Origin of the sequence: Ancylobacter sp. G4_0304 (genome assembly GCF_047501495.1) — a bacterium.
GTDB lineage: Bacteria > Pseudomonadota > Alphaproteobacteria > Rhizobiales > Xanthobacteraceae > Ancylobacter.
The window spans coordinates 1-14,625 of the sequence record NZ_JAZDRM010000042.1 but is presented as its reverse complement, the minus strand read 5'-3'; the positions used below and the strand labels follow the sequence as shown (position 1 = coordinate 14,625).

Here is a 14,625-nt window from a genome sequence, read left to right as displayed (position 1 = left end):
CTTTCGGAAGCCCTCGGCGAGGGATCCCCTTGAACCTGCAGCATGCGCCAATTGCGGACTCGGAACAAGCCGCCGACAACGGACTCTGCCGCGCCAAGGGTTCGTAAGCTGGTTGAGAGGGGCGCTGTCGACAACAATCGAAGCAACCCAGGCCATATGCCGACATAAAGATGTCTTTATGTCTCGATTGACAATCGCTGCTGGCGCGCTCATCCTGGCGTTGTCATGGTTCTCTGGCCTCCGCCGGAGCTAAGAGGGAAGCCGGTGAGTCTCTCGGGACAATGCCGGCGCTGCCCCCGCAACTGTAAGCGGCGAGTCTGTCGTCCATTCCGCGTCACTGGAGCGAGAGCTCCGGGAAGGCCGGGCGATAAGGCGGTGACCCGCGAGCCAGGAGACCTGCCCTGACAACATAATCGTCCCTGGGCGGGGTGTCCCGGTGGTGCGTTCGCGCGTCCGCCGGTGCCTCGCGCCCGTGGCAGCGCCTCGCGTCCGCTCGGCCTTTGCCCCCAATTCTGATTGGGGTTAGCCGAATGAACTTTCCTTATTCCGTCGGCTCTGTGCCGGTTTCCACCCTCGGTACGCCGCGCATCGGTCCGCGCCGCGAACTGAAAAGCGCGCTTGAAAGCTACTGGTCCGGCAAGAGCAATACGCCAGCGTTGCTGGAGGCGGCCGCGCGCCTGCGTGCCGCCAATTGGGCACGGCAGAAGGCGCAGGGTGTCACCAATATCCCCTCCAACGATTTCTCGCTCTACGACCATGTGCTCGACACGGCGGTGATGGTGGGGGCGATCCCGCCCGGCTATGGCTGGACCGGCGGGCCGGCGCCGCTCGACACCTATTTCGCCATGGCGCGCGGCGCCCAGGGTGGGGAGGCGACGTGCACCCATGGTCATTCGCACGACCAGCGACATGGGGTGCCGGCGCTGGAAATGACCAAGTGGTTCGACACCAACTATCACTACATGGTGCCGGAATTCACCCGCGGGCAGCGCTTCTCCCTGACGTCGGCCAAGCCGGTCGACGAGTACCGTGAGGCCAAGGCGCTGGGCTATGAGACGCGCCCCGTGCTGCTGGGCCCCGTCACCTTCCTGAAGCTGGGCAAGGCGAAGGAACCGGGGCTCGATCCGCTCAGCCTGCTCGGCGAGTTGCTGCCGGTCTATGTCGAGGTGCTGCGCCGGCTCTCTGCCCATGGCGCGGAGTGGGTCCAGATCGATGAGCCCTGCCTCGTCACGGATCTCGACGACGCCGCCCGCGCCGCGCTCAAGGAGGCCTATGGCTTTTTCGCCCATGCGCTGCCCCGGCTGAAGATCATGCTCACCAGCTATTTCGGCCGACTGGGCGACAATCTCGACACCGCGCTTTCCCTGCCGGTCGCTGGGCTGCATCTCGATCTGGTGCGAGGCTCCGAGCAACTGCGTGAGGTGTCGGACAAGGCGCGGGCGGGGCTCGTGCTGTCGCTCGGCGTCATTGACGGGCGCAATGTCTGGCGCGCCAACCTGCCGAGGCTTCTCGACACGCTGGAACCGTTCGTGCGCAAGCGCGGCACCGACCATGTCGAGATCGCCCCGTCCTGCTCACTGCTGCATGTGCCGATCGACCTCGAACAGGAGACCGGGCTCGATCCCGACGTGAAGAGCTGGCTCGCCTTCTCGGTGCAGAAGATGGACGAGCTCTCCACGCTGGCGAAGGCGCTGGCCGGTGGGCGCGAGGTGGTGCTCGACAAGCTCGCCGCCTCTGCCAGAGCCGCCGAGGCCCGCAAGATCTCGACCAAGGTACATGATGCCGCCGTCGCCGCGCGCCTTTCGGCGGTCACACCGGCGGATGCGCGCCGTGCCAGCCCGTTCGCCCACCGCGCCGAACGGCAGCGTGCCCGTCTCGGCCTGCCGCTCTACCCCACAACGACCATCGGCTCCTTCCCGCAGACGCCCGACGTGCGCAAGGCCCGCGCCGCCCACGGCAAGGGCGAACTGAGCGACGCCGCCTATGAGGCCTTCCTCAAGGAGGAGACCGCCCGCACCATTCGCTGGCAGGAAGAGATCGGGCTCGATGTGCTCGTGCATGGCGAGTTCGAGCGCAACGACATGGTGCAGTATTTCGGCGAGCAGCTCTCGGGCTTCGCCTTCACCCGGCATGGTTGGGTGCAGAGCTACGGCTCGCGCTATGTCCGCCCGCCCATCCTGTTCGGCGATGTCTCGCGCCCCGCGCCGATGACCGTCGAGTGGTGGCGTTTTGCGCAGGGCTGCACCGACCGGCCGATGAAGGGCATGCTGACCGGCCCGGTGACGATCCTCAACTGGTCCTTCGTGCGCGACGACGTGCCCCGTAGCCTCGCCTGCCGGCAGATCGCGCTCGCCATCCGCGACGAGGTGGTCGACCTGGAAGCCGCCGGCGCGGCGATGATCCAGATCGACGAGGCGGCGATCCGCGAGGGCCTGCCGCTGCGCCGGGCCGAGTGGGACGCCTATCTCGACTGGGCGGTGGAGAGCTTTCGGCTGTGCGCCTCGGGCGTGCGGGACGAGACGCAGATCCACACCCATATGTGCTACTCGGAGTTCAACGACATCATCGCCGCCATCGCGGCCATGGATGCCGATGTGATCTCCATCGAGACTTCGCGCTCGAAGATGGAGCTGCTCGACGCCTTCGTCGACTATCGCTACCCCAACGAGATCGGGCCGGGGGTCTACGACATCCACTCGCCGCGCGTGCCGCCGGTCGAGGAGATGGTCGAACTGCTGGAGCGGGCGGCGCAACGGCTCGCGGCAGCGCAGATCTGGGTCAATCCCGATTGCGGGCTGAAGACGAGGCAATGGGTGGAGGTGCGCCCGGCGCTGGTCAACATGGTGGCGGCGGCGCATCGCCTGCGCGGCGAACTCGCGCGGGCTGCCGAATGAGCGGGACAGCGGCTGCGGGGACGACGCGCCTGATCGACATCGTCTTTCCCGGCGCCACCAACCATCACGGCACCCTCTTCGGGGGTGCCGGCCTCGCTCTCATGGACCGGGTCGCCTTCATCGCGGCGGCCCGGTACGCACGAGCCGACTTCGTCACGGCGTCGTGCGAGCGGATCGACTTCGCGGCACCCGCACAGCTTGGCGACATCGTCGAACTGACCGGACGGGTCATCCGCGTCGGCCGCCGTTCGCTCGGTGTCGAGGTCGATATGGTGGCCGAAGCACCGCTCGCCGGCGCGCGGCGACGTTGCACGGTGGGGGTGTTCAACATGGTGGCGGTCGAGACGCCCGCTACCATGCCGCCGGTGTCTGAAGCGGTGGAAGACGGCCCGGATGTTCTCCGCATGGCCGATCTCGTGATGCCGGGTGAGACCAGCCACTATGGCAGCCTCTATGGCGGCAGCGCGCTGGCCTTCATGGCAAAGGGGGCGTTTGTGGTGGCGACGCGGCATTCGCGCCGCGCCGTGGTCATGGCCGCGGCTCCGGCGGTCGAGTTCGCACGCGAGATCCGGCCGGGCGCCATCATCGAGGTGGAGGCGCGGCTGACACGCGCAGGGCGCAGCTCAATGATCGTCGAGACCAAGCTCTTGGCGGAAGACCTCGGCACCGGCGAGCGCCACCCCTGCGGCACCGGCAGCTTTGTCATGGTGGCGGTCGACGAGGCGCACCGGCCGGTCGCACTGGCCCCGTGACCTTGTGATGCCGGCGCAGGCGAATGCGCCGGCATCATCCCCTGTTCAATCCCAGGCCAGCGCGCCGCCGTTCTGGTATTCGATCACGCGGGTCTCGAAGAAGTTCTTCTCTTTCTTCAGGTCCATCGCCTCGCTCATCCACGGAAACGGGTTCTCGGCTTCCGCGAACACCGGCGCGAGACCGAGCTGGGCGCAGCGGCGGTTGGCGATGAAGTGCATGTACTGATCGCACAAGGTCGCGTTCAGCCCGAGGAAGCCCCTCGGCATGGTGTCCCGGCCATAGGCGGCTTCCAGCTCGGCAGCATCCTTCAGCATGCCCCGCACCTCGTCCTGGAAGGCGGGCGTCCACAGATGCGGGTTCTCGTGCCGGATCTGGTTGATCACGTCGATGCCGAAATTCAGGTGGATGCTCTCGTCGCGCAGGATGTACTGGTACTGCTCGGCGATGCCGACCATCTTGTTGCGCCGGCCGAGCGAGAGGATCTGCGCAAAGCCGGTGTAGAACCACATGCCCTCGAACACGACATAGAACGCCACCAGATCACGCAGGAACTGCTGGTCCGCGGCCGGCGTGCCGGTGGCGAAGGCGGGGTCGTCGAGGCTCTGCGTGTGCTTCAGCGCCCAGGCCGCCTTGTCGGTGATCGAGGGCACCTCCCGGTACATGTTGAACAGTTCGCCCTCGTCGAGCCCCAGGCTTTCCACGATGTACTGGAAGGTGTGGGTGTGCACCGCCTCTTCAAAAGCCTGCCGCAGCAGATATTGCCGGCATTCCGGGTTGGTGAGGTGGCGGTAGATGGCGAGCACGATGTTGTTCGCCACCAGCGATTCCGAGGCGGCGAAGAAGCCGAGATTGCGCTTCAGCATGCGGCGCTCATCCTCGGTAAGGCCATCACGTGACTTCCACAGCGCGATGTCGGCCTGCATGGAGACCTCGGTCGGCATCCAGTGATTGTTGCAGCCGGAGAGGTACTTCTCCCACGCCCATTTATATCTCAGCGGGAGAAGCTGGTTCACGTCAGCGCGCGCATTGATCATGCGCTTTTCATCCACCGTGACGCGGGGGGCGCCGCGTTCGATCACGCCGAGCCCCGTCGCATCGGCGGCGGGCGGCACGAAGGCGGGGCGAAGCGTGGCAGGCTTGGTTTCGGACCAGTCGAGCATATGCATGTGTCCTTCTTCGCTGCTCACTGGCAGGCTTCGCAGTCGGGATCGTTGATGGAGCACGCGTTGCCGAAGATGGTTTCCGGCACCCGGATCGGCGCAGCGGAAACGACGGCCGAGACCGCATTGAGCTTGCCGTCGGTACCCTTGAGCGTCGATTTCTCGACATGGGTGGCCGAGCGCGAGCGCAGGTAATAGGTCGTCTTCAGCCCGCGCTTCCACGCCAAACGATAGGTCTCGTCGAGCTTCCGGCCCGAGGGGTTGGCAACGTAGAGATTGAGCGACTGCGCCTGGTCGATCCATTTCTGCCGGCGCGCTGCCGCCTCGATCAGCCAGGACGCATCGACCTCGAAGGCGGTGGCGTAGAGCGTCTTGAGATCGTCGGGGATGCGGTCGATCTGACCAACGCTGCCGTCGTAATATTTCAGGTCCGAGACCATCACCTCGTCCCACAGGCCGCGTGCCTTGAGGTCGCGGACGAGGAACTCGTTCACCACGGTGAAGTCGCCGGACATGTTCGATTTGACGAAGAGGTTCTGGTAGGCCGGCTCGATCGACTGCGACACGCCGCAGATGTTGGAGATGGTGGCGGTCGGGGCGATGGCCATGGTGTTGGAGTTGCGCATGCCGATCGTCGTCACCCGCTCCCTCAGCCCCTGCCAGTCGAGCGTGGTCGAGCGGTCGAGATCCATCGAACCGCGTGCGTCGGCGACCATTTCCACGGAATCGATCGGCAGGATGCCCTTTGACCACAGCGACCCGTCGAAGCTCGGATAGCGTCCGCGCTCGGCGGCGAGATCGCAGGACGAGGCGATGGCATGGAAGCTCACCGCCTCCATGCTCTCGTCGGCGAAGCGCACCGCATCCTCCGAGCCGTAGGGAATACGCAGGACCTGCAGCGCGTCCTGGAAGCCCATGATGCCCAGCCCGACCGGGCGGTGGCGCAGGTTCGAGCGGCGCGCTTCCGGGATGGTGTAGAAGTTGATGTCGATGACGTTGTCGAGCATGCGCATCGCCGTCTTAACGGTGCGCGCCAGCCGCTCATGGTCGAGCCCGCCCGCGCTGACATGGGCGAGCAGGTTGACCGAGCCGAGATTGCACACCGCCACTTCGTCATGCGCCGTGTTGAGCGTGATCTCGGTGCACAGGTTCGAGGAATGCACCACGCCGACATGCTGCTGCGGCGAGCGCAGGTTGCAGGGGTCCTTGAAGGTGACCCAGGGATGGCCGGTCTCGAAAAGCATGGTCAGCATGCGCCGCCACAGATCGAGCGCGCGAAGCTGCTTCGACACCTTCATTTCGCCGCGTGCGGCTTTCGCCTCATAGGTCTCATAGGCGGTCTTGAAGGCGGGGCCGTAGAGGTCATGCAGGTCCGGCGTCTCGTCGGGCGAGAACAGCGTCCACGGTCCGTCTTCCTCGATCCGCTGCATGAACAGGTCCGGCACCCAGTTGCAGGTGTTCATGTCGTGGGTGCGCCGGCGGTCGTCGCCGGTGTTCTTGCGCAGGTCGAGGAATTCCTCGATGTCGACGTGCCAGGTCTCGAGATAGGCGCAGACCGCGCCCTTGCGCTTGCCGCCCTGGTTGACCGCGATCGCCGTGTCGTTCGCCACTTTGAGGAACGGCACCACGCCCTGGCTTTCGCCATTGGTGCCCTTGATGTGGGCGCCGAGGCCGCGCACCCGCGTCCAGTCATTGCCGAGCCCGCCGGCATATTTGGACAACAGGGCGTTGTCCTTCACCGATTTGAAGATGCCGTCGAGATCGTCCGGCACCGTTGTGAGGAAGCAGGAGGAAAGCTGCGGGCGCAGCGTGCCGGCATTGAACAGGGTCGGCGTCGAAGCCATGAAGTCGAACGAGGACAGCAGGCGATAGAACTCGATGGCGCGGCCCTCGCGATCAACCTCTCGCAGGGCGAGGCCCATGGCGACGCGCATGAAGAAGGCCTGCGGCAGCTCGAAGCGGGTGCCGCGCGCGTGCAGGAAATAGCGGTCATAGAGCGTCTGCAGGCCGAGATAGTCGAATTGCAGGTCGCGCTCGGGCAGCAGCGCATCCGCGATGCGGGTCAGGTCGAAGCGGCCCAGTTCCGGGTCGATCAGCTCTTCCTCGATGCCGCGGGCGAGATAGGCGGCGAAATACTCGCCATAGCGTGCCGCCATCTCGCCCTGCGTCGCCTGCTCCGGACGGCCGGACAGGAAGGTGAGCGCCTCGCGCCGCAGCTTGTCGAGCAGCAGCCGGGCGGACACCTTTGCATAGTTCGGCTCGCGTTCGATCAGGGTGCGGGCGGCGAGGATGGGGGCAAGCGCGAGTTCGTCCACGCTGATGCCGTCATAGAGGTTGCGGCGTGTCTCTGCGAGGACGGCATCGCTTGAGACATCGGCGAGGCCGGCGGTCGACTCGGCGATCAGCGTGGCGAGCCGGGCCTCGTTGAGCGGCACCAGCGCGCCGTCGGACCCCTTCATCCGCAGGGCGGAGGCGGTCCCCGCCATCGGCTTGGCAGCCGCCCGCTCACGGGCGCGCTCTGCGCGGTAGAGCACATAGGCGCGGGCGACCTTGTGGTGTTCGCCGCGCATCAGGGCCAGTTCGACCTGATCCTGTACGTCCTCGATGTGGAAGGTGCGGCCGGCATCGGCGCGGCGGCTCAGGCCGGCGACGATCTGGCCAGTGAGTTCGGCGACGATGTCGTGCACACGGCGCGAGGCGGCGGCGGAGGAGCCCTCAACGGCGAGAAAGGCCTTGGTGAGGGCGATCGCGATCTTCGCGGGATCGAAGGGCGTCACCGCGCCATTGCGGCGGATGAGCTGGTAACCCGGCGTGCTGGCCTCGCCCGCGCCAGCCGAGGGGGGAAGAACAGGCGGTTCGGCGACCGGCGCGACGTGATGAAGGAGAGACATCGGCAAACCCCAATCAGGATTGGGGGCAAAGGCCGAGCGACGCATCGGCGGGCACGACGGCACAAGGAGCCGGCGGACGCGCGAACGCACCACCGGGACACCCCGCCCAGGGACGATTATGTTGCCACAGCAGGTCTCCTAGCTCGCGGGTCACCGCCTTATCGCCCGGCCTTCCCGGAACTCTCGTTCCAGTGACGCTGAATGGACGACAGGCTCGCCGCTTACAGTTGCGGGGGCAGCGCCGGCATTGTCCCGAGAGACTCACCGGCTTCCCTCTTAGCTCTCGAATCTTGCGACCCGAAAGACCGTGACGTCCATATGTAGCGACTGTTGTCGCGGTCGTGTCAAGATATAGAGAGAAATGTCCAAGGGAATGGGGGGCCGCGAGCGGAGACCAATAGATCGTCGCGCGACCTCGAGGCGGGGGCTCCCAGAAATCTGTGGGTCAGCGGCATCGGCAACCATTCGATCGCCAGTGCCGAACCTCAGATCTCCGTTTGCTCCGATAGGCTCAAGGCGTCGTCAACTTCGATCCCGAGATACCGCACGGTGCTCTCAAGCTTGATGTGGCCGAGCAGGAGCTGGCAGGCACGTAGATTTCCTGTCCGCTTGTAGAGGATGGAGACTTTTGTTCGCCGCAGGCTGTGTGTTCCGTAATCCGCCGGGTTGAGACCGATCAGGCTGACCCATTGGTCGACGAGACGTCCATACTGCCGAGTGGTGACGTGTCCTCCGCTGTGGCTACGGCTCGGCCAAAGCCAATCGCTTCCCTTTGCACGCCGGATTGCTAGCCACGCAGTCAGTGCCTCCTTCGTCGGCTCGGTGATCTCGAACGGAACCGGCTGGCCGGTCTTGTGCTGGACGACCACCGATCTCGCTCGAACGCCGCTGCCGGAGAATACGTCGCCAATTTTCAGTGCGACCAGATCGCAGCCACGCAGCTTGCTGTCGATGGCAAGGTTGAACATGGCGAGGTCGCGTACCCGTCTGGCAATTTGCAGCCGCGTGCGCAGCGCCCATATATGCTTAGGCTTCAAGGGAGGCTTTGCGCCGATGATCCTGCCGGCATTCCAGGGAACGCCTTGTATCGAAGTGCCTTGTTTGGTGAACATCATGGCCTCCTTCCGAAAGCCAGCCCCTTTGAAGATAACGCCCGGACGCGCGAACAGAAAGTCGGCCGAGCGCCACAAGCCGACGTTGGTGAACCTCCCGGAACTCGACATTCCGATCGTCCTACCTGCGAGCGAGATCGAGCTACGTCGGACACTGGAACGGTAGGTTGGCCACCTACATCGCCTGGATGCCCTTCCCCCGTCAGGCGCCCCAGACCTGAGCGGATGCGGCGTCGTAAAACGCCACGTCGAGCGGCCACCGTTCCGACCGAAGCGCCGCCAGGCCCTGTGCTCGCAGCATGATCTGCTGATTCCAGGCGCTCGCCGGATCCCCGAAGATCCCGACATAGATTTTGCGGCATCGACCGCGGCCGATGCGATTGAGAATGTGATCGTCGTTCTCGGCCAGGGAGTGACCAAAGATGAACATGCAATGCTTGCCTTGCATGGCGTTCGCAGTGAATTGCTTGAAGCTCTGGTACAGATACGCGTTGTGCCTGATCTTGGTCTTCTTCTGCACGCTCGTACCTTCCGCGACAAAGAGCGGGAAGGCGTTGTTCGCTAGAGCTTCCCGCGCCTGGTCGATCAGCGGCACTCCCTTGCGAACCCAGGTGTACTTGGTCAGTTCCTTTCCTGTGTCGAACAGATGCAGGGCGCCATGGAGGAACATGACGCTGGCGCTATGTGCGTTCGTCTCTCCCTGCCAGACCACGTAGTCGGCGTCCGGTGCATCCTCATCATTGCCAAAGCCATCGTTCTTGGCGAGCTCCAGCGCCTGTCCGAACGGCATGTCGTCATGCATCAGCGTCCAATACAGGAGCAGATCGTAGTTCAGGGTGAAGACGCACCCGGCTTTGTCGCCGGCCAAGAAATTGGCGAGGAATCGCCGGCAAGCCCAGAATTTCGCGTCAGGGATGTCGGCGGGAATGTGGGGATGGTTTTTGGCGATGGTCTGAACCAAGATCTCTTTGAGGATCCGAGCGTGGTCGAGCATCGTGGCCACGGCGGAAGGGTCGGCCGGTACGTAAGCGGGGAGGATCGAGGCGGCATTTTCGAGCGCGTGGATCGCGGCTTCGAAATCCTGCGTGCCAAGCGCCTTGAAGACTTCGACGACCTGCGGCGCGGCGGAGAAGTCGGCCTGGGCGAACAACGACCCGTAATGGAAAATGTCGGCGCGGCAGGCGATGCTGAAGCCGTTGCCCAGCAGCAGGTGGCGCTTGGAAAACTGCGCGGAGTCGGCGATTGCGTCGGTAAACGGAATGATTGGCATGTTCACTCCGCTCTGGCGGTCCTATTAAGTTGAACTCGCGCCCCTTAGAGCGCGTTGTAGCGCCCGTAAGCTGAGGCGCGATGCTTCGTCTAGGAAGCACGCCGCAGCGAAGACGATCGTTGGGTGGGTTGGCCTCCACACACGCTCAAGCTTGACCGGATTTCGCTACCAGTCAAATCGCTCCCAGCGGATCCCGAACAGCCCACCAGAGAAGTCGAGCGCTACCCCATCTTTGGCACCTCGCGCCATAAGCGGAAGTTGTGATTAGCGCGAATACCAGACACTCAGCGAACCGATCAAAACTCGTCACCCGCTCTAACTTCTCGCCAGGCTTCGTTGGCCTGCTACCTCTCTACCTCACCTCAGAATGGCGTTCACTGCGGAATCGGTCGATACGCTCAATCCTTTCCATGATCCATCCACGATAATCCGGCAGCAGACCGATGGGATCGGCAGCGCCGGATGCCATCAACTCGTCGACGGCGGCGAGGGCCCCGCCAAGCGTCAGCGGCCCGTCGCGCTCCTCGACCAGCCTCTCTGCAAGATCGAGGTCGGCGGCAAGGCGCTCCGCTTCCGGCAGACTGCTCCGGTGCTCAGCGTGGATCAGACGCAGCCCGAAGGTCGTCAGGCGGGGATCATCGAAGTTCCGGACAATCCCGAGGCGCTGATCGCGCGGCGCGTCGTGGAAGTCGAATCTGCGCTGACTGTCGGCATCGCCGGGGAAGCCGCCATCGTAGAGCTGGCGTTCCGGAAAAGGGGAGAGCGGACGCTCTTCCCATGTCGCCGTGTAGACCGAGATTATCCTGGCACAAAGATCGGCATCATCCTTCATGCGCCGGGCCCGCTCCTCGGCCGTGTCCACGTCGAGATCGCCGAGCAGCTCGGCGGGAGCGGACCATAACTCCGTCAGCGCCGGACAGGCGTTGGTGGCGAGGCGGCGCACCGGCGTCCCCTTGCGGCAGATCTCCTGGCGCAATTCTTCATCGGACATCTCCGCCAGATGGTCGGGATCGGCGGTGAGGTCGAGACAGAAACGGCCATTGGCGTTTCCCGGCACAGAGCCGAGCAGCCCGACGGAACGGTGGCGCGCTTCACCACCGAAGAACTCCGTGAGGACAAAGCCGTCCTCCGATGCCACGAAATCCGCAACCGCCGCTTTATTGGCGAAGCGCTGGAAGCGCTGCCAAGTATCATAGGCCCGGTCCCGGACCAGCCGACACAGGTCAAGGGTCACGAGCGCGTCGGCAAGGGCGTCATGCGCCCGCACATGGGAGAGGCCATTGGCTTCCGCGATGTCGGGGAGCCTGAAACTTTTCCGACCGTCCGCGCGCACGGGAGCGATCATGCATTGGGGCGGAAGGGCATGCGCTGCCAGCGCGAGGGCCATGGCGTCGGCACGGCCGCAGCCCCTGCCGCTGGTCAGGTAGGGGTTATGAAGCGCTTGAAACAGGGCATGTCGCAGCATCTCCTCGTCGAAGGAGATGGAATTGTAGCCGACGAAGATTGCTGGCGACCATTCCGTCAACTTCCGGCCTATGGCGCCGATCATGTCGTAGTGGGATGGGCGTTCCGGATCGGTCAGCTCGCCGATGCGCAGGCCGTTGGTCAGCAGTGCTGCAGGATGCGGTACGACATGCGGCTGGAGCCGCGAGTATGCCTCGAAGCGATCAAGTTCATTCAGTTCGTGGTTGGTGCGGACAGCCGCGAAATGGATGATCTGGTCAAAACCCTTCTTCAGCCCGGTCGTCTCCGTATCGAAGAAGACAAAGCCGGTCATGGTTCTACCCGCGCGGGGCCAGCCGGTAGCGCAAGGCCGAGGTACTCACCCGGAATTTGCGGGCAAGGGCTTCGAGGCGCTCGTCATCGTCAAGATCGAGACCGGCGGGGTCAACATAGTCCTCTAGGAAGGCGGTGGGCATCAGGAGCTCCGACGCGAAGGCATTCGCCTGGATTTCCAGTTGGTCAATGCCCTGGGAGGTCATGCCGTCGCGCATCAGGACACGAAACGCCTTGTCAAGATGGACTTCGGAGCGCAGATGCTCGGGATGAAGGACATGGTGTCCGAGCTCATGCGCGATCGTGAATCGCTGCCGGTTGGGATGATGCAGGGCGTTGACGCCGATGATACTCACACCGTCGCGGATATAGGCCATTCCCGAAATCTCATCATCCAACGGCGCGTGCTGTAGGACGATTCCGCGTGCCTTCACGACGCGCTCGATAGGCACCGGCGGCGCCCGGACCGGGAAGTCCCGGATGATAGCTCGAGCCTTCTCGCGAGCCTCCTCGACTTTGCTCATGACTTCGCCTTGGCGGTAGCCTTGGCAATCATACTGTTGATCTGCGCTTGCGCATTCCGGCTGACCGGCTCCGAGAGCGTCAGCGCCTGATCCTCGAGCGAAGCCTCTGCCTGAACGGGAAGAAGATCGCCCACGTCAGAGAGACCGAGCGCGGCGGCGATGCTGCAGGCATGATGCAGTAGTACGTTCTGCCGGCCGCCCTCGATATTGGCAATCGAAGCGCGGGACAGTCCCACGCGCGCCGCGAGCTGCGCCTGCGTCATGCCGAGATGGTCGCGTCTCAGAGCCACGGCCTCTCCGAACGCCACATAGAGTGAATCACCAATCATACGCCATGTTTGGTAGGGTGCGAGGGGTATGTCAACGCTGCAAACATTTGTTTGTATTACAAACATGTTAATGTTGACGGTTGACGCCGGTGTCAGACTCGGGAATCCTTCTCCCATCGGCCGACACAGTGCCGGCCCACAGAAGGAACGGGTCATGTCCAAGCGTATTCATGTAGTTCCTCACCCTGACGGATGGGCCACCCGCCGCGAGGGCGCCTCGCGCGCTGGTTCGGTTCACGACACCCAGGCCGAGGCAAGCCAGGCTGCGCGGTCGACGGCGATCCGGGAGGGTGGCGAGGTGATCATCCACCGTCCGGACGGGCGCATCCGTGATGCCGATTCCTACGGCAACGATCCCTTTCCGCCGAAGGGCTGACAGCGAGGGTCGCGCCCTGCGCGACCCTTTTTCCGCCGGCCTCACCGGCTTTAAGAACGACAGGTGATACGAATGGCCAAGATTCCGAGCAACTGGCCGCCGATCCAGCGGCCTTCCCCTCCGCCCTATGAGCGCCCGTCGCCGCCGCCGACCGAGCCACCCCGGCCGCGCCCCAACTAGTCTTTCCAACGCAGGAACATCAAATGGCTTTGCTTCAGGTGAAATGCATCAGCAAGTTGCCGCGTAACGACACCTACGAGGGGATCACCCATCTTGGCGGTGACGGCTGGAAATGGACCCGTTCCCAGGTTATCGCGTCAATCGAGGCCGGCACGCACGGCTTCTACACGCTGGTGCGCGGCAATCACGCCACAGTCGGCGTTGTGAACGGCCCGAACGGCAAGTATGTCCGGACCTATGCCGACGGCAAATGGAACGACAACCTGCTGGCGCTCTACGAGTGTGTCTAGCTCTCAAAAGATGCGGCGGCTCGGCATAGGCCGGCCGCCGTTTTTGCCGCAACCCTTCCGGCATTCATCATGATGGAGAGCAATATGGGTTCTGTGCTCTCTCACTTTGAGTGATCAAAGGCCATGAAGTTCAAGAAACTTGGCCGGTACAGGACCGGCGGCACGGATGACCACATGCAACTCGGTGTGCCCCCGCCACGGACTCCGGACGGGCGAGTCTATCGCTTCTCACCTAATGAAAATGCCCATCCGTGCCACTTCGTGATCGGCCCGGTTGCGGCCGAGGTACCTTTGACCGACGGCCTGCGCGCCCGCATGAAACTTGAGCCGCGCTCTAGGCAGTGTGTTTGCCCTTACACCGGCGCGGTCGGCACCGATGATGACTTCCTACATCCCGAGGATCGCGACGCGGCTATCGAGGTGGTGAAGCATGCGGCAATGCAGGATGTCGAGGATGCAATCGTTGGCATGTTGACGTCAGCGTTCGGTGGTCGGACATCCCGGAAAGGCCCGATCAGCATCTCGATGAAGCTAGCCCGCGGTGCGCCGCCGCCGGCGCCGCGCTTCGCACGCCGGGATCTCATGCGTGAACTGGTCTGCGATCACTGCGGCCGCGACTATGGTGTCTTCGCGATCGGCCTTTTCTGTCCCGATTGTGGCGCTCCGAACCTCCGCCTGCATTTCGCGCGCGAGGCCGAGCTGGTCGGGAATCAGGCATCGATGGCCGAAGCACTTACCGACAGCAAGGAGGAGCTCGCGTATCGCTTGCTCGGCAACGCACATGAGGATGTCCTCACAGCGTTCGAGGCAACCTTGAAGACCGTGTATCTGTACGGCAAGGTACAAGCTGGGATCGAGACGAGGCCCAAGGTCGGCAACGACTTTCAAAATGTGGAGAAGAGTGGGCGGCGCTTCGCGGAGTTGGGCCTCGATCCTTTCGATAGCCTAGGCAGTGGCCCCATAAATTTGCGGGCCGGCTAGGAGCGTGATTCAACCTCTCTCGATAGGGGAGAGAGAGATGCGCCGCCACGAATTGACGGACGAGGAATGGGCGATCATCGCCCCGCTTT

General features: G+C 63.9%; 12 protein-coding genes and 2 riboswitches. Of the genes, 5 read left to right on the top strand and 7 right to left on the bottom strand.

Annotated features, from left to right (window positions below):
* The first annotated feature begins 209 nt into the window (after window positions 1-209).
* A riboswitch (cobalamin riboswitch) is annotated at window positions 210-419 on the top strand.
* A gap of 111 nt (window positions 420-530) precedes the next feature.
* Together metE and VRZ77_RS18985 are read left to right on the top strand one after the other, a co-directional pair.
* Entirely contained in the window at window positions 531-2,894 is a 2,364-nt protein-coding gene (metE, locus tag VRZ77_RS18990) for a 5-methyltetrahydropteroyltriglutamate--homocysteine S-methyltransferase (protein WP_414594146.1), read from the top strand.
* Window positions 2,891-3,646: an acyl-CoA thioesterase gene (locus VRZ77_RS18985; protein WP_414594145.1), complete on the top strand. Its 756-nt coding sequence runs from the start codon at window positions 2,891-2,893 to the stop codon at window positions 3,644-3,646. The genes metE and VRZ77_RS18985 overlap by 4 nt, the downstream gene beginning before the upstream one ends.
* A 45-nt stretch (window positions 3,647-3,691) precedes the next feature.
* Here the strand turns inward: VRZ77_RS18985 and VRZ77_RS18980 are convergent, their stop codons facing one another.
* The 7 genes from VRZ77_RS18980 to VRZ77_RS18950 all read right to left on the bottom strand — a co-directional run bounded on the left by VRZ77_RS18980 (window position 3,692) and on the right by VRZ77_RS18950 (window position 12,709).
* On the bottom strand, window positions 3,692-4,807 hold the full coding sequence (locus VRZ77_RS18980) for a ribonucleotide-diphosphate reductase subunit beta (protein WP_414594144.1): 1,116 nt from the start codon (window positions 4,805-4,807) through the stop codon (window positions 3,692-3,694).
* A 23-nt stretch (window positions 4,808-4,830) separates the two neighbouring features.
* Complete coding sequence (locus VRZ77_RS18975) at window positions 4,831-7,698, bottom strand: ribonucleoside-diphosphate reductase subunit alpha (RefSeq protein WP_414594143.1); 2,868 nt, start codon at window positions 7,696-7,698, stop codon at window positions 4,831-4,833.
* A gap of 110 nt (window positions 7,699-7,808) precedes the next feature.
* Window positions 7,809-8,023: riboswitch (cobalamin riboswitch) on the bottom strand.
* Window positions 8,024-8,183: 160 nt separating this feature from the next.
* On the bottom strand, window positions 8,184-8,810 hold the full coding sequence (locus VRZ77_RS18970; protein WP_414594163.1) for a tyrosine-type recombinase/integrase: 627 nt from the start codon (window positions 8,808-8,810) through the stop codon (window positions 8,184-8,186).
* Between the two features lie 202 nt (window positions 8,811-9,012).
* Entirely contained in the window at window positions 9,013-10,080 is a 1,068-nt protein-coding gene (locus VRZ77_RS18965) for a DUF4917 family protein (RefSeq protein WP_414594142.1), read from the bottom strand.
* A 352-nt stretch (window positions 10,081-10,432) separates the two neighbouring features.
* Complete coding sequence (locus tag VRZ77_RS18960; protein WP_414594141.1) at window positions 10,433-11,857, bottom strand: exonuclease domain-containing protein; 1,425 nt, start codon at window positions 11,855-11,857, stop codon at window positions 10,433-10,435.
* Window positions 11,858-11,861: 4 nt separating this feature from the next.
* Window positions 11,862-12,380, bottom strand: a complete 519-nt coding sequence (locus VRZ77_RS18955) for an ImmA/IrrE family metallo-endopeptidase (RefSeq protein WP_414594140.1) — start codon at window positions 12,378-12,380, stop codon at window positions 11,862-11,864.
* The gene (locus VRZ77_RS18950) at window positions 12,377-12,709 is read right to left on the bottom strand and encodes a helix-turn-helix transcriptional regulator (protein ID WP_247029133.1); all 333 of its coding nucleotides are present in this window, start codon (window positions 12,707-12,709) and stop codon (window positions 12,377-12,379) included. The genes VRZ77_RS18955 and VRZ77_RS18950 overlap by 4 nt, the downstream gene beginning before the upstream one ends.
* Before the next feature lie 154 nt (window positions 12,710-12,863).
* Between VRZ77_RS18950 and VRZ77_RS18945 the strand changes: the two genes are divergently transcribed.
* From VRZ77_RS18945 to VRZ77_RS18935, 3 genes are all read left to right on the top strand, one after another.
* Window positions 12,864-13,085 (top strand): DUF2188 domain-containing protein, encoded by a 222-nt coding sequence (locus tag VRZ77_RS18945; protein WP_247029131.1) that lies wholly within the window; start codon window positions 12,864-12,866, stop codon window positions 13,083-13,085.
* A gap of 203 nt (window positions 13,086-13,288) precedes the next feature.
* Window positions 13,289-13,555: a DUF3892 domain-containing protein gene (locus VRZ77_RS18940; RefSeq protein ID WP_247029129.1), complete on the top strand. Its 267-nt coding sequence runs from the start codon at window positions 13,289-13,291 to the stop codon at window positions 13,553-13,555.
* 123 nt (window positions 13,556-13,678) lie between these two features.
* Window positions 13,679-14,536 carry a hypothetical protein gene (locus VRZ77_RS18935; protein ID WP_414594139.1) on the top strand — a complete coding sequence of 286 codons (858 nt, stop codon included), beginning with the start codon at window positions 13,679-13,681 and terminating at the stop codon, window positions 14,534-14,536.
* Window positions 14,537-14,625: the final 89 nt, after the last annotated feature.

Bases quoted from the DNA above. Each gene is read 5' to 3' on its own strand.
- metE (WP_414594146.1), top strand. From the start codon at position 531: ATGAACTTTCCTTATTCCGTCGGCTCTGTGCCGGTTTCCACCCTCGGT.
- VRZ77_RS18985 (WP_414594145.1), top strand. From the start codon at position 2,891: ATGAGCGGGACAGCGGCTGCGGGGACGACGCGCCTGATCGACATCGTC.
- VRZ77_RS18980 (WP_414594144.1), bottom strand. From the start codon at position 4,807: ATGCTCGACTGGTCCGAAACCAAGCCTGCCACGCTTCGCCCCGCCTTC.
- VRZ77_RS18975 (WP_414594143.1), bottom strand. From the start codon at position 7,698: ATGTCTCTCCTTCATCACGTCGCGCCGGTCGCCGAACCGCCTGTTCTT.
- VRZ77_RS18970 (WP_414594163.1), bottom strand. From the start codon at position 8,810: ATGTTCACCAAACAAGGCACTTCGATACAAGGCGTTCCCTGGAATGCC.
- VRZ77_RS18965 (WP_414594142.1), bottom strand. From the start codon at position 10,080: ATGCCAATCATTCCGTTTACCGACGCAATCGCCGACTCCGCGCAGTTT.
- VRZ77_RS18960 (WP_414594141.1), bottom strand. From the start codon at position 11,857: ATGACCGGCTTTGTCTTCTTCGATACGGAGACGACCGGGCTGAAGAAG.
- VRZ77_RS18955 (WP_414594140.1), bottom strand. From the start codon at position 12,380: ATGAGCAAAGTCGAGGAGGCTCGCGAGAAGGCTCGAGCTATCATCCGG.
- VRZ77_RS18950 (WP_247029133.1), bottom strand. From the start codon at position 12,709: ATGATTGGTGATTCACTCTATGTGGCGTTCGGAGAGGCCGTGGCTCTG.
- VRZ77_RS18945 (WP_247029131.1), top strand. From the start codon at position 12,864: ATGTCCAAGCGTATTCATGTAGTTCCTCACCCTGACGGATGGGCCACC.
- VRZ77_RS18940 (WP_247029129.1), top strand. From the start codon at position 13,289: ATGGCTTTGCTTCAGGTGAAATGCATCAGCAAGTTGCCGCGTAACGAC.
- VRZ77_RS18935 (WP_414594139.1), top strand. From the start codon at position 13,679: ATGAAGTTCAAGAAACTTGGCCGGTACAGGACCGGCGGCACGGATGAC.